Here is a 14082-nt window from a genome sequence, read left to right on the forward strand (position 1 = left end):
AGGAGTCGTGCGTATAACTCACCCCTCCGCGACCGCGTCGCCCCAGGGCTGGAACGGCTCGGTGACGCCGCTGTTGGTGGCGCCGTCGCGCAGCACGACGCTCGGGCAGGCGAACTTCATCGGCAGGGTCTGGATGCGGGCTTCCTCGAAGTCGAAGCGGCCGCGCAGCGCCTCGCGCACGCTCGCGGGCAGGCGCTTGTCGCCGATCACCACGGCGCCTTCGCTGGCGTCGATCCGGGGCTGGTGGATTGCGGCGTCGAGATCCATGCCGAAATCCATCACGAAGGAGAGCAGTTGCGACACGGCCGGCAGGATGCGGCGGCCGCCCGATGCGCCGGCGGCAAGCGTGCGGCCGTCGGCGGCCTGCGCCACGACCGGCGTGTAGTTGGTCAGGCAGCGCTTGCCGGGCGCGAGCGAGTTCGGATTGCCTTGCGTCGGATCGAACCACATGATGCCGTTGTTCATGGTCAGCCCGGTGTTCGGCGTCACGAATTTGGAGCCGAAGGTCGACAGCAGCGTCTGCGTCACCGCGGCCATGTTGCCGTCGCGGTCGACCGCGGAGAAATGCGTGGTGCAGCTTGGCGCGATTGCTTCGGCGCCGAGCGCGCGGCGGCCGTCGACGTCGCCCATGTCCTTCAGCCGCTCGCGATAGGCGGCTTGCAGCGCCTCGGCATAGGCTGCGTAGGCCGCCGCATCCGGACCGCCCTGCGCGGGCGCCAGCGCCTTTTGCAAAAGGCCGAGCGTGCGCGCCATGGTCGGACCCGCGGTCAGCTCCGGCGTCGCATAGACCGTGCCGCCGCGATAGGGAATTTTCAACGGCTCGCGCAGATGGGCACGGAAGGCGGCGAGGTCGCGCACCGACAGCGTGCCGCCGGCGGCCTGGATGTCGTCGGCGATGCTGCGCGCCAGATCGCCCTCGTAGAAATCGCGCGGGCCGGCCGCGGCGAGCTGCGCCATCGTGGCCTTCAGCCTGTCCTGCGGCATGCGGACCACCGACCTGATGCCCCATTGCGCATTCGGCGGCAGGCCATCCTGCAGATACGCCACCGCGCTGGCGGGATAGCGCCGCAGATCGGCGGCGGAGCTTGCGATCATCGCGGTGGTCCACCAATCGACCAGAAGGCCCTCGCCGGCGAGCTTGACGCTCGGCGCCAGCAGGTCCTTCCACGGCATTTTGGCGTGGCGACGATGCGCTTCCTCCATGCCGGCAACGACTCCGGGCACAGCGATCGAGCCGGGGCCGTGCAGGTTGCGGTCGTCCTTGACCCGCGCCCAGGGGAACAGGTCGGAGGCCGCGCCGCCGGTCAGCGGATAATCCTCGATGCGCAGGCCGTCGGGCGCGCGCATGCCGTAGTCGATCACCTCGACGCGGTTCTCCTTGGCGCGATAGAGCACCATCGCGCCGCCGCCGCCGGCGCCGCTCATCCAGGGCTCAACGACGCCAAGCGCGAAGGTGGTTGCGATCACGGCGTCGACGCAATCGCCGCCCGCAGCCAATACCTCCGCGCCGACCTCGGCCGCCCGGCGCGACTGTGCGGCGACGATGCCGCCCTTGGCGCTGACGGCCGGCTTGCGGATCACTTGCGAGTTGGAGAACTGGTCGGACATGGCGTTGCTTTCGCTGTTCTTGTTGCGGGTGGGACACGTTGGCGTAGCATGCCAAGCATGGCACTGTCAGTGCAACAACAAGAACCAATTTCAGGGAGCGGAAAATGACTGGTGTGAAGCGTGAACGGGACGGCAAGGTCGGCATCCTGACGCTCAACGATCCCGCGAGCCTGAACGCCATGACGCCGGAACTGCTCGGCGATCTCGCGCGCGCCGTCGGCGAGATGAGCCTCGATCCGGACATCCGCGCGCTGGTCCTGACCGGGGAGGGACGCGGCTTCTGCTCCGGGCAGAACCTCAAGGCGTTCCAGTCGCTCGGCGACAACATCTACACCGGCGTGATGAGGCATTATTGGCCGGCGATGCAGGCCTTGCGCGAATGCCGCGTGCCGGTGGTGGTCGCGGTCAACGGCGTCGCGGCCGGCGGTGGCTTCAGCCTCGCGATGTCCGGCGACATCATCCTGGCGGCGCGCTCGGCGAGCTTCATCCAGGTGTTCAGCCGGATCGGCCTGGTGCCGGATCTCGGCTCGACCTGGCTGTTGCCGCGCCTGATCGGCCGCCAGCGCGCGCTCGACCTGATGCTGCTGAACGAGCCGCTGCCGGCCGAGCGGGCCAAGGAGTGGGGGTTGGTGCGCGACGTGGTCGACGATGCCAAACTGCTCGACGAGGCGAAGGCGCTCGCCGGTCGTCTCGCGGACGGACCGACGCGCGCGCTGGTCGCGACGCGGCAGCTCCTCGAGGAGAGCGAGCACGCCAGCTACGCCGATCAGTTTCGGCGTGAGATCGAGCTCCAGCAGGTGATCCGCGAGAGCGCCGACGCGAAGGAAGGCCGCCAGGCCTTCGTCGAGAAACGCAAGGCTCAGTTCACGGGACGCTAGAGCGGGATGAGCTTACCTAAATCGAGCGGCGAGCTCCGCTTCACCTCGCCCCGCGTGCGGGGAGAGGTCGGAACGCATCGTTCGATGCGTTCCGGGTGAGGGAGAGTCTCCGCGAATACAGCTATCACCAGACATATGCGGAGGCAGCCCCTCACCCAACCCTCTCCCCGTAAGAACGGGGCGAGGGAGCGCAGCGCCGTCGCTGTTCGGCGCAATCTCAGGATGCTCCAGGCCTTGATCGTGGGCGTGCTAGCCGATCGCAATCGCGATCTTGCCGAAATGCGCGCCACTCGCCATGTGGGCGAACGCTGCCTTGGCCTGGTCGAACGCGAACACTTTGTCGATGACAGGCTTGACGCCGTGCAGGCTGATGCCGTCGCACAGCGCCTGCAGATCCTCGATTGAGCCGACGGTGACGCCTTGCAGCCGCTGCTGCTGCATCACCATCAGCGGCAGCCGCGTGTCGGACGCGGCGGGACCTGCGAGCACGCCGATGAAGGCGATGGTGCCGCCGATCCTGGTGGCGCGGATCGACTCGTTCAGCGTGCCGACGCCGCCGACCTCGACGACGAGATCGACACCGCGTCCGGTGAGTTCGCGCGCCTTCTTGCCCCAATCGGGCGTGGACTTGTAGTTAAGCGTGACATCGGCGCCGAGCTGCTTCAGCCGCGCGATTTTGGCGTCGCTGGAGGATGTCGCGATGACGCGGGCGCCGCACATCTTGGCGAATTGCAGCGCGAACAGCGAGACGCCGCCGGTGCCCTGGGTCAGCACCGTCTGCCCCGGCTTGAGGTCGCCGAGCTTGACCACCGCGCTCCACGCCGTGAGGCCGGCGCATGGCAGTGCCGCGGCCTCGATATCATTCAGATGATCCGGCGTGCGCACCAGCGCATGCGCGGGGAAGACCCGGTACTCGGTCAGCACACCGTCGACGCTGCCGCCGAGCGCCGCGCGCATCCGCGCCTCGCTCGGCTCGCCGGCGAGCCAGCTTTCGAAGAAGCTGCCGATCACGCGATCGCCGGGTGCGAAGGTCCTGACGCCGGCGCCGACCGCCTCGACCACGCCGGCGCCGTCGGAGACCGGCACCAGCGGAAATTTCTGGCGCGAGCCGTAACCGCCCTTGACCGTGAGCAGGTCGCGATAGTTCAGCGTCGCCGCCTTCAGCCGCACCAGGACCTCGCCCGGGCCGGCTTGCGGAACCGGCTTGTCGACCAGCGCCAGCGCGTCGACGCCGCCGGGGCCTTGCAACTCATAGCATTTCACGGAACGTCTCCTGCTCGGTGCTCTTGTCTTGGGCTGCGCTCGCGGCGCTGCCACGCATGCGCTGAGCATATGTCAGGCCTGCCGCGCGTGGCCATAGCGCGCAGTGGGATTGATGGAATGGCGCCCATGCCCGAACGCGCTGGCGCGCGACCGGGAAATACCGCCAATCTGAGCCGTCAATGAAGTGACCGAGCGGAGGTGACCATGGCTGCCTTGCTTGAGACGAAGCGCGATCTGCTCGCCACGCTCGCACGCGGCGCGGTTCGCGTGCTGCTTGCCGCTGCATGGATCGCTTGCGGTGGTGCGATGGCCGCAGCAGACGACAGCCTCTACCGCGCGCAAACCGTCGTCACCGGCCAGGGCGAGCCGAACCGCATCGTAGGCTTCGGGGCGTGTCTGGAGGACGTCCTGATCAAGGTTTCCGGTCAGCCAATGCTGGCAGGCGACCACCGGCTTGCCGCGTACAAATCGAAGGCCAAGGCGTTCGTCAGCAGTTTCGACTATCACGATCAATATGCCGGCAAGCCGCATCATGACGAGCAGGGCACCCGCGACCGGCCCTACGACCTGACGGTGAATTTCGACGAGAAGAAGATCGACGGCATTCTCGCCAGGCTCGGTCTCAAGCCGTGGCGGTCGCAGCGACCGGTGCTCGGCGTCTTCGCCGAGATGCAGCACGGCCCGAAGGACTACGTCGTCACATCCGACGGGACGCAGTCCGACCTGCAACGCGACGCGCTTGCGGCTGCGGCCGGAAAACGCGGCATGCGCTTCGTGCTGCCCGATACAGCGGCATTGACGAGCGCCAACCTCACCGCCGCCGAACTGTTGAAGACGCCGCCGGCGAAGCTGAGTTCGATCGTCGCGGCGCAAGGCGAGGCCACCCTGCTCGGTCGGCTGGTCTGGGACGACAAGGATCTCGGCTGGGCCACGCAATGGCGGATGGCCTGGCACGGCAAGGATTACAAATGGCAGTTTCGCGGCGTCACCTTCGATGAAGCCTTCCTCCGCGGCATCGGCGGCGCCGCGCAGGTGCTGTCGGGCAATGGCGATCCGGGGCGATCGAAATGAGCTTGCGCGCGCAGCGGCTGGATCGCGCTAGGACCGATCGACATTCATTGCATCCAGATCATTGCGGCAGCGAGATGGATGAAGCCGGTAAAGTTGTCAGATCGCCTGTCATAACGGGTTGCCAAGCGTCGGAAGTGTTTGAGCTGGCCAAAGCAGCGCTCGATGCGGTTGCGCTGTTTGTATGCGTCGGCGTCGTGCGGAATGATGATCCTGCGGGTGCGGTTTGACGGGATCACCGCCGTTGCGCCGATTTCCGCGATGATCGCACGCAGGGCGTTGCTGTCATAGGCCTTGTCGGCGAGCACGGCATCGCCGCTTTGGCCGTGGAGCAGTGCCGGCGCCTGGGTGATGTCATTAACTTGCCCAGCCGTGACGATGAAGCGGAGCGGACGGCCGAGCGCATCAGCCAGCATGTGGATCTTGGTGGTCAGTCCACCTCGGGAACGCCCCAGCGCCTGATCTTTGGCCCCCCTTTTCCGCTCGTCGCCTGCTGGTGGGCGCGAACGATGGTGCTGTCGATCATCAGATACTGGTTGTCGCGATCGGCGGTCAGAGCAGCGAACACGCACTCCCAGACGCCGGCATGGCACCAGCGGCTGAAGCGCTGATGCACCGTTTTCCACTTGCCGTACCGTTCCGGCAGGTCGCTCCAGTGTGCGCCCGATCGCAAAACCCACAAACATCCGTTGACGAACAGTCGATTGTCCGCAGCCGTACGTCCCGGGTCGCCAGCTTTCCCCGGCAGCAGTGGCGCAATCCTCGCCCATTGCGCCTCCGTCAGCTCATATCGTTTCGCCGCCACCATCTGCTCCGTGTCTCGAATCACGGAACTCTATGAATCAGCGATCAAACCGCTTGGGAATCCTGAATGTCGATCGGTCCTAGAGCCCCGTTCCGATTGAATCGGAACGGGGCTCTAGATTCTCATTTTGACGCGTTTCCTTCACGCGAACCGGTATCCACTTCGCTCGAAAACGCTCTACCCGGCGTAGCCAAGCGTCTGCGACGGATATTCCCCGAACATCGCGCGGTAATATTGCGAGAAACGCCCGAGCTCGATGAAGCCCTGTTCGATCGCAACCTTGGAGACGGTGGTCTGGTCCGGGGTGCTTTCGCGCAGGATCGAACGGATCATGCAGAGCCGCTTGTAGCGCAGGAAAGTCACCGGGCCGACCCCGAACACCTCGTGGAAGGCGCGGTGCAGGCTGCGTCGCGACAGCCGAAGCTCGGTGCAGATTTCCGAGACATGGACCGGGCGCGTGCCCGCGGCGTGCAGATAGTCCTCGACATGGCGCACCAAGCGCATCGCCGACGGCAGATAGCTCGTTCCGTCGGGCGGCAGCGATGTCACGACCGTTGCGGTCACGCAGTCGACGATCGCGCGCCTCCAGAAGTCGGCCGACGCGTCCGTCAAGGCGTCCGGATAGCGCGCGAGGTGCGCGACGATCCGCGGCAGTTTGTCCGCCGCGCCCATGCCGATCGTGGGGTCGGCGCGAAAGTGGTTCTTCGCCTGCCAGGTTTCGGCGTCGGCGAGCCGCGGCTCGCCGCCGAATATGTCGGGCAGATCGGCGAGGTCGAAGCGGATGGCCGCGTAGGACGAAGCGCTGTGAAAGACCCCGTCATGCTCGACCGACGGCGGAATCACCAGCACATCGGCCGGCTGCATGTCGAACGCCCAATGCGTGACACGGTCGGTCGCGTTCAGCAGCATCCCGATGATCAGCTTGGGATCGGTCGAGATGCGCTGGGTGCGGACCCCGACATTGAATGCGCCGATGCTGAGCGAAAAATCACCGATCCCGACGTGAGACAATGTGCCGCGCAACTTGCCGCGCTCAAGCTGCATGACATCGACATGCGAGCCTTTGACGGCATCGTAAAGACCCTCGAAGCCGTCAAGCTCGCCGGTGCTAACCGTCAGGTGTTGGCCCATATCCACGTTCACAACTGCAGCGCGATTAATCTACTAAAACCAAATGCTTGAAGTCGGTGCAAGTCGGTACAAAAAGTGTGCCCCGCGACAATGTGCCTAAATTGGTTTGATTCGCATGGCGAGATCGTGATGCGGATTTGCAAACGTGCGGATTTTCGCTTGTTTTTCCGAGAAAGCAATAAGGCCGACCGGATCGGATTGATCGAATTGGAGCATCTTTCGTTAAGCCTGCACGCCTCGGGGTTGAGATTGGCACAAAGTGCACATCACTTGTATAGTGCGTTTCGCTATCGTTTGAACTGACAGCAGAATTCGCTCGTGACAACGTCCAGTGGAACGAGGCACGATGGAGAGCACTGTGCATGCAAGTGTGCACATGGATTGGCAACGGAGGAGAAAGGGAAGAAGACCTGACGGATCAACGCTGCCGAAAAGTGCAGCACAGAAAAATGGAAGGGCGCGACAATGCACTCAGGCACGATGCAATCATGCACGACGTTCGGTCACCGAGATCATAAGGTTCCGATCTTCAACAGGATTTTCCGTCTGGCGCTCGTTGGAGCAGCCGCGATTGTCGCGCAAGCAGGCCCGGCGTCGGCGGTCAGCATCGGCTCTTCCGCTTCACTGCCGATCATCACACAGCAGGAAGGCAGCGGTAACGTTGTGCAGGTGCGCGCTGTCGCGCGCCGGGGCGGCGTTGCCGTCGGACCACGCGGCGGTGCGGTAGCTTACCGGAGCCGGACGGTGGTGGGGCCGGGCGTTCGCCCCGGCTGGCACGGCGGCGGCACGCGCTGGGTCGGACCGCGGCCGGGAGGTTGGGCGCGGCCCGGCTGGTACGGCTGGCCGGTCGGGGGCGCGGTCGCGGCCGGCGCAGCGATCGGGTTCGTCAGCGCGGCGAGCGCAGCCGCCTGGGCGGGACCGGCACCGGCAGCGGGCATGTGCTGGTACTACACCGACCCGTCTCGAACACAGGGCTTCTGGGACTACTGCTCGCGGTAATGCCCAAAGAGGTGCATCGCCATGTCCCGGGTAGAGATCGCCTCCGCTGAACGAGAGCGTGACGACCGCGTCCAGACCGACGACATGGTCTGGATTCCCGGCGGCACGTTCCGCATGGGCTCCGACCATCACTATCCCGAGGAGGCGCCGGCGCATCGCGCCTCGGTCGACGGCTTCTGGATCGACCGCACCCCGGTGACCAACGCTCAATTCCGCGAATTCGTGCGGGAGACCGGGCACATCACGGTCGCCGAGCGACCGCCGGATCCTGCGCAATATCCGGGTGCGCTGCCGCATATGCTCTACGCCGGCTCGCTGGTGTTTCAGCCGCCGCGCCGCGTCACCACCCTGCGCGACTGGAGCCAATGGTGGACCTTGATGAAGGGCGCGAACTGGCGCCGCCCCTACGGCCCGCGCAGCAACATCAACGTGCTCGGCAGCCATCCGGTGGTCCACGTCGCCTATGCCGATGCGCTCGCCTACGCCAAATGGGCCAGCAAGGAGCTTCCGACCGAAGCCGAGTGGGAGTTCGCGGCGCGCGGCGGGCTCGAGGCCGAGGAGTTCGCCTGGGGCAACGCCTTGACGCCCGGCGGCAAGCACATGGCCAATACCTGGCAGGGCAATTTCCCGATTCAGAACCTCTGCGAGGACGGCTTCGACCGGACCTCGCCGGTGACCGCGTTTCCGCCCAATGGCTACGGCGTCCACGACATGATCGGCAATGTCTGGGAGTGGACCGCCGACTGGTGGTCCGCCCGTCATGAGGCCGACGCCGCGAAGCCCTGCTGCATCCCGCAGAATCCGCGCGGCGGCCGCGAGGAGGCGAGCTACGACCCCGCCCAGCCCGCGATCAAGATCCCGCGCAAGGTTCTCAAGGGCGGCTCGCATCTGTGCGCACCGAATTACTGTCGCCGGTATCGCCCTGCCGCCCGCCATGCCGAGCCGGTCGACACCTCGACCAGCCATGTCGGCTTTCGCTGCGTGGTGCGCCGACCCGATTCTCAATCGTCACAAAAACCGTTCGACAAGCAAGGAGCGTAAGAATGAGCGATGAGAGCAATATCGTTGCCAGGCAGTCCGGTAGTCGCGGAGGGCTGCTTCGTGGCTTGTTCGCGGCGGCGTTGGTCGCGACAAGCCTGGCGCCATTTGCCGGGTCTCCCGCGTCAGCGCAGCAGCCGAACGCGGCCAAGCCGAATATTCTCGTGATCTTCGGCGACGATGTCGGCCAGTCCAACATCAGCGCCTATACCCGCGGGCTGGTCGGTTACAAAACACCGAACATTGACCGCATTGCCAATGAAGGCATGATCTTCACCGACTATTATGCCGAGAATAGCTGCACCGCCGGCCGCTCCACCTTCATCACCGGACAGGTCTGCCTGCGGACCGGCCTCTGCAAAGTCGGTATTCCGGGAGCACCGGTCGGCTTGCAGAAGGGCGACATAACTATCGCGCAGGCCCTGAAGCCTCTCGGCTACGCCACAGGTCAGTTCGGCAAGAACCATCTCGGCGATCGTGATGAATACCTGCCGACCAATCACGGCTTCGATGAGTTTTTCGGCAATCTTTATCATCTTAACGCCGAAGAAGAGCCCGAGCGGCCATACTGGCCGAAGGACGACGCAGCTTTCGTCAAAGCCTATTCGCCGCGTGGCGTCCTCAAAGCTTCCGCCGACGGCAAGATCGAGGATACCGGCCCGCTTACCAGGAAGCGGATGGAGACAGTCGATGACGAGACTACAGGTGCTGCGATCGATTTCGTCACGCGACAGGCAAAGGCCAACAGGCCGTTCTTTACCTGGATGAACTTCACTCGCATGCACATCTTTACCCACGTTCGTGCCTCGATGCGCGGGCAAAGCGGCATGCCGGGCAATGAATACGCTGACGGCATGGTCGAGATGGACATGAACGTCGGAAAGCTGCTCAAGACGCTCGATGACCTGAAGATCGCAGACAACACGATCGTCGTCTTCAGCACGGACAACGGCCCGAACGCGTTCACCTGGCCGGATGCAGCGACGACGCCCTTCCGGTCGGAGAAGGACACCAATTGGGAAGGCGCGTTCCGTGTGCCGGCGATGATCCGTTGGCCCGGCCACGTCAAGGCAGGCGAGGTTGCCAACGGAATCGTGTCAGGTCTCGACTGGTTCCCGACGCTCCTTGCCGCCGCCGGCGATCCCGGGGTGAAGGATCGCCTGCTCACCGGCTGGCAGCCGCAAGGCGGCTCGACCACCTTCCGCAATCACCTCGACGGGTTCAACCAGCTCGACTACATCACGGGCAAGGCCGACAAGAGCGCACGCAACGAGTTCTACTACTTCAACGACGACGGTGATCTCGTTGCGATGCGAAACGGCGATTGGAAACATACCTTTGAACGGCAGGATCAGCCCGGCCAGTTCGACGTCTGGGCCCACCCGTTCACGCCTTTGCGCGTGCCAAAGATATTCAATCTGCGCATGGATCCGTACGAACACGCGGAGATATCGGGCAGCATGTACGATCAATGGCGGGTAGAGAACGCGTACATGATCGCTCAGGCACAAATCAAGGCGGCAGCGTTCCTGCAGACCCTTGTTGAATATCCGCCAAGCCAGCGGATTGCGAGCTTCAGCATCGACCAGATTCGTCGTGCGGTCGACAAGAAGGTCGATGAATCGTTCAAGAAGCGTGGTCTCGAATAGTCGCGAGGCCCTGCGAGACAGGCCAGTGGTATCGGCCTGTCTCGCACTGTATCCAAGGGGATTAGCGGATGGATGCTCGATCGAGCATAGGGTCTGCATCGACCGCGACCCGAGCACACCGAAAGAATCTGGACGCCGGCGCGAGCCGGAGGCTTGTCGCAGCGGCGCTGGCATTCGTCTCGGGTGCCGCCGGCCTGATCTACCAGGTGATCTGGATCAAGCAGCTCTCGCTCGTGGTCGGCGCTGATGTCTACGCCATCACGACCGCCGTGAGCGCCTTCTTTACCGGCCTGGCGTTGGGCGGCCTGATCTTTGGTGGAAGGGCTGACCGCGCCAGCCAGCCGGCGAAACTCTACATCGCGATCGAGATCGGCATCGGCATAACCGGCGTCGCCACCACCTTGATCCTGGCGAATATCGCGCCGGTCTTCGTGGCGATCGAGAGCGCGAGCGGCTTGCTCGCATGGGCCATGGTGTTCGTTCTGGTCGGCATCGCCCCGCTTCTGATGGGTGGGACGCTGCCGGTCCTTGTGCGTGCGGTGCTGCAGAATTCCGGCGATGCCGGCCGCGTCGGCGGCCGGCTATACGCCGCCAACACGGCCGGCGCGATTCTTGGCGCTCTGCTGCCGATGTTTGTCCTCATTCCGCTGTTCGGGGTGCAAGGGACCTCGATCGCGGCGGCGACCCTCAATGCCCTCGCGGCGGCGGGGGCAACGGTGCTTGGCCGGATTCCCTTGGCGTCGGCGAGGATCAAGCCTGCCGGCCGCGCGGCGGCGCATCAACCGCGCCGGGTCGGCTTGGCCGTTGCCCTCTATGCCGCCGCCGGCGCAATTGCCCTCGGCTATGAGGTTGTCTGGTCCCAGTCCATCGTTCAGTTCATGAGTACGCGCAGTTTCGCGTTTTCCGTGGTGCTTGCGACGTACCTCGCGGGACTTGCGGCGGGTGCCGCGATCGTTGCGCGGGTAATCGACCGGATCCGCGATCCCTGGAGTGTCTTTGGCCTTCTGATCGCCGCCGCCGGTTTCCTGGCTTTGATCGAGATCGCGGCACTTGGCCATTGGCTCGTGGTCGCGCAGACGGCGACCGAGGCGTTCGTGCTCCGCCTTACCGAAAGCCAGTTCGCCGGCATGTGCGCCCGCTTCGCGGTGGCAGCGTTCTGCATCGTATTCCTGCCGACCTTGCTGCTCGGGGCGGCCTTTCCGGTGGCGCTGCGTCTGGTGGTGCGGGATGCGCATATCGGGCAGGACGTTGGTGCCGTCGTGGCGGTCAATACGCTGGGCGGTGTGGGCGGCGCGCTTCTCACCGGCTTCGTGCTTCTGCCCTGGCTCGGGCTGGTCCACACACTTGCATTGCTCGCAATCGGTGCCGGCCTGCTGGGTGTCTTGGCCTGCTGGGGCGGTCGCTCGAGCCGCACCGGTCTTGGACTGGCATTCGCGGTCGGCGCAGCCTGCATCGTCGCTGCGGTCGCCACGCCGTCCGACCGATTGGCCCAATTGCTGCCGGCAGCGCGGTCGGGAAAAATCATGTTCTATGAAGAGAGCCCGGGTGGGACCGTTGCGGTGGTCAACACCGGCCGCTTCCGCCGGCTCTATATCCAGGGCGTATCCAATTCCGGCGACGCCATGCCGTCGCTGCGCTACATGCGGCTGCAAGCGCTCCTGCCTCTCATCATTCACAATGGCGAGCCGAAATCAGCCCTGGTGATCGGCTACGGCACGGGCATCACGGCCGGTGCTCTCTCGCAATTCCCTGCTCTCGACAGGAGGGTGGTGGGTGAGCTGCTCCCGGCGGTCCTTCGTGCGGCTCCGATGTTCGACGGCACCTTCAACGCCGCGTCCGACCCGGGATTGGAGAAGCGCTTGGGCGACGGCCGTCGCCTCCTGCAGCGCGAGAGCCAGACCTACGACCTGATCACGCTGGAGCCACCGCCGCCATCGGCGGTGGGCGTCGTCAATCTCTATTCTCGCGATTTTTATCGTCTGGCTTCGTCGCGACTGAACGACGACGGGATTGTCGCGCAGTGGTTGCCGCTGCCAACGCAGAACGACGAGGACACGCGCGCACTGGTTCGCAGCTTCATCGATGTGTTTCCGTACGCGTCTCTGTGGACATCGGAGCTGCATGAAATGTTGCTTGTCGGGTCGCGTCGTCCGATTCAGTTGGATGCGGAGCGCATCAGCGCGAGATTCAATCAGCCCGAGACGTCTGCGGCGCTTTCCGCGGTCGGCGTCAACTCGGTCGCGGCGCTGATCGCAACCTGGATCACCGACCGCGACGGGCTCGTGCGCTACGCGGCGGACGCGCCGGCGGTGACGGACGACAGGCCGCGGATCGAATACGCGACATGGGTTCGTCCGGACGAGTTCAGCCGGACGATTTCGCACATCTGGCAGTACCGTAGCGAACCGCCGCTCAAGGGAGCGGACGAGCAATTCACCGCCTCGCTGCTGAGCGAAAGGCGAGATCTTGATGCGTTCTATCGTGCCGGCCTCAGCGCCTATGCGGGCAACAGGCAGGCTTACGCGCGCGAGATGGCGAGCCTGAGCCAAGCGGCGAGGCGAAACCCCTATTACCGGTGGTTTACGGGGTCCAAGGAGCCGTAGTGCAATGTCAGACCATGCCGCAACACAGTTAGCGGCCGCCCCGGCGCGGCGAACCGCCAAGGACTCCGCGGCGCGCGACGCCGTGCTCGATCTCAAGGCGCGCATCGGCAAGTCGGTGCTCGGGCAGGATCATCTGGTCGAGAGCATGCTGATCGGGTTGCTGGCCAACGGCAACCTCCTGATCGAAAGCCTGCCGGGGCTTGCCAAGACGCGGGCGGTGAAGACGCTGGCGAAGAATCTTGCCGCGGACCTGTCGCGCGTGCAGTTCACGCCGGACCTGCTGCCGTCGGACGTGACCGGCGCGGAGATCTACCTGCAGACCGAGAAGGGCGGCCAGTTCCAGTTCCAGAAGGGGCCGATCTTCGCCAACCTCGTGCTCGCGGACGAGATCAACCGCGCGCCGGCCAAGGTGCAGTCGGCGCTGCTGGAAGCGATGGAAGAACGTCAGGTCACCGTTGCCGGCAAGACCTACAAGATGCCAGACCTGTTCATGGTGCTCGCGACCGAGAATCCGATCGAGCAGGAGGGCACCTATCCGCTTCCCGAGGCGCAGCTCGACCGCTTCCTGATGCATGTCGTGATCACCTATCCCGACGAGGCGACCGAAGGAGAGATCATCAAGCTCAATCGCGCCGAGAATGCGCGGAAGCCGGAAGCCGGAGCTGCCGAGCCGCCGCCGGTGCCGCAGCAGGCGATCCTCGATGCGCGCGGCGAGCTCGATGGCATTTTCGTCTCCGACCTCGCACAGAAATATATCGTCGACCTGATCTATGCGACGCGGTTTCCCGGCCGCTACGGCGAACCCCTGAGTAAATGGATCCAGATCGGCGCCAGCCCGCGCGGCAGCCTTGCCATCGACCGCAGCGCGCGGGCGCGGGCATGGCTCGACGGGCAGGATTTCGTCACGCCCGACCACATCCGCGCCGTCATCCACGACTGCCTGCGGCACCGGCTGATCCTGAGCTACGAGGCCGTATCGCAGGGCATCAGCCCCGACCAGGTGATCGACAAAATCACCGAGCTTGTCGCTGCAGCGTGAG

At 64.9% G+C, this 14082-nt stretch carries 11 protein-coding genes; 7 read left to right on the plus strand and 4 right to left on the minus strand.

The features are described 5' to 3' along the window. Positions 1 to 18 precede the first annotated feature (18 nt). Positions 19 to 1608, minus strand: coding sequence for a gamma-glutamyltransferase (locus tag ACVWZM_RS30565; RefSeq protein ID WP_076823724.1), 1590 nt, complete (start codon positions 1606 to 1608; stop codon positions 19 to 21). A 104-nt stretch (positions 1609 to 1712) separates the two neighbouring features. Between ACVWZM_RS30565 and ACVWZM_RS30570 the strand changes: the two genes are divergently transcribed. After that, complete coding sequence (locus ACVWZM_RS30570; RefSeq protein ID WP_026193208.1) at positions 1713 to 2486, plus strand: enoyl-CoA hydratase-related protein; 774 nt, start codon at positions 1713 to 1715, stop codon at positions 2484 to 2486. A 249-nt stretch (positions 2487 to 2735) separates the two neighbouring features. Here ACVWZM_RS30570 and ACVWZM_RS30575 read toward each other — a convergent pair whose 3' ends face one another. After that, a complete protein-coding gene (locus tag ACVWZM_RS30575) occupies positions 2736 to 3749 on the minus strand; it encodes a zinc-dependent alcohol dehydrogenase family protein (protein ID WP_057021064.1) in 1014 nt (337 codons plus the stop codon). A gap of 204 nt (positions 3750 to 3953) precedes the next feature. On the opposite strand from ACVWZM_RS30575, the gene ACVWZM_RS30580 reads away from it, so the two are divergent. Then, positions 3954 to 4820: a DUF2066 domain-containing protein gene (locus tag ACVWZM_RS30580; RefSeq protein ID WP_076823726.1), complete on the plus strand. Its 867-nt coding sequence runs from the start codon at positions 3954 to 3956 to the stop codon at positions 4818 to 4820. A 44-nt stretch (positions 4821 to 4864) separates the two neighbouring features. Here the strand turns inward: ACVWZM_RS30580 and ACVWZM_RS30585 are convergent. Together ACVWZM_RS30585 and ACVWZM_RS30590 are read right to left on the minus strand one after the other, a co-directional pair. Further along, positions 4865 to 5625 (minus strand): IS5 family transposase gene (locus ACVWZM_RS30585; RefSeq protein WP_199805250.1). Its coding sequence is split into 2 segments (ribosomal slippage): positions 4865 to 5280 and positions 5280 to 5625, totalling 762 coding nucleotides; the frame shifts between segments, so codons are not numbered across the junction. Between the two features lie 174 nt (positions 5626 to 5799). Further along, positions 5800 to 6753: an AraC family transcriptional regulator gene (locus tag ACVWZM_RS30590; RefSeq protein ID WP_057021062.1), complete on the minus strand. Its 954-nt coding sequence runs from the start codon at positions 6751 to 6753 to the stop codon at positions 5800 to 5802. Positions 6754 to 7500: 747 nt separating this feature from the next. On the opposite strand from ACVWZM_RS30590, the gene ACVWZM_RS30595 reads away from it, so the two are divergent. From ACVWZM_RS30595 to ACVWZM_RS30615, 5 genes are all read left to right on the plus strand, one after another. Then, the gene (locus ACVWZM_RS30595) at positions 7501 to 7752 is read left to right on the plus strand and encodes a hypothetical protein (RefSeq protein WP_244558638.1); all 252 of its coding nucleotides are present in this window, start codon (positions 7501 to 7503) and stop codon (positions 7750 to 7752) included. 21 nt (positions 7753 to 7773) lie between these two features. Next, entirely contained in the window at positions 7774 to 8793 is a 1020-nt protein-coding gene (locus ACVWZM_RS30600) for a formylglycine-generating enzyme family protein (RefSeq protein ID WP_141339642.1), read from the plus strand. 2 nt (positions 8794 to 8795) lie between these two features. Beyond that, on the plus strand, positions 8796 to 10439 hold the full coding sequence (locus ACVWZM_RS30605) for an arylsulfatase (protein WP_141339640.1): 1644 nt from the start codon (positions 8796 to 8798) through the stop codon (positions 10437 to 10439). A gap of 194 nt (positions 10440 to 10633) precedes the next feature. Further along, positions 10634 to 13042 carry a fused MFS/spermidine synthase gene (locus ACVWZM_RS30610; protein ID WP_301322470.1) on the plus strand — a complete coding sequence of 803 codons (2409 nt, stop codon included), beginning with the start codon at positions 10634 to 10636 and terminating at the stop codon, positions 13040 to 13042. A gap of 4 nt (positions 13043 to 13046) precedes the next feature. Next, positions 13047 to 14081, plus strand: a complete 1035-nt coding sequence (locus ACVWZM_RS30615) for an AAA family ATPase (protein ID WP_244558639.1) — start codon at positions 13047 to 13049, stop codon at positions 14079 to 14081. Position 14082 lies beyond the last annotated feature (1 nt).

The sequence above is a fragment of the Bradyrhizobium sp. USDA 4501 genome, assembly GCF_054062115.1.

Bases quoted from the DNA above. Each gene is read 5' to 3' on its own strand.
- ACVWZM_RS30600 (WP_141339642.1), top strand. From the start codon at position 7,774: ATGTCCCGGGTAGAGATCGCCTCCGCTGAACGAGAGCGTGACGACCGC.
- ACVWZM_RS30570 (WP_026193208.1), top strand. From the start codon at position 1,713: ATGACTGGTGTGAAGCGTGAACGGGACGGCAAGGTCGGCATCCTGACG.
- ACVWZM_RS30580 (WP_076823726.1), top strand. From the start codon at position 3,954: ATGGCTGCCTTGCTTGAGACGAAGCGCGATCTGCTCGCCACGCTCGCA.
- ACVWZM_RS30615 (WP_244558639.1), top strand. From the start codon at position 13,047: ATGTCAGACCATGCCGCAACACAGTTAGCGGCCGCCCCGGCGCGGCGA.
- ACVWZM_RS30565 (WP_076823724.1), bottom strand. From the start codon at position 1,608: ATGTCCGACCAGTTCTCCAACTCGCAAGTGATCCGCAAGCCGGCCGTC.
- ACVWZM_RS30605 (WP_141339640.1), top strand. From the start codon at position 8,796: ATGAGCGATGAGAGCAATATCGTTGCCAGGCAGTCCGGTAGTCGCGGA.
- ACVWZM_RS30590 (WP_057021062.1), bottom strand. From the start codon at position 6,753: ATGGGCCAACACCTGACGGTTAGCACCGGCGAGCTTGACGGCTTCGAG.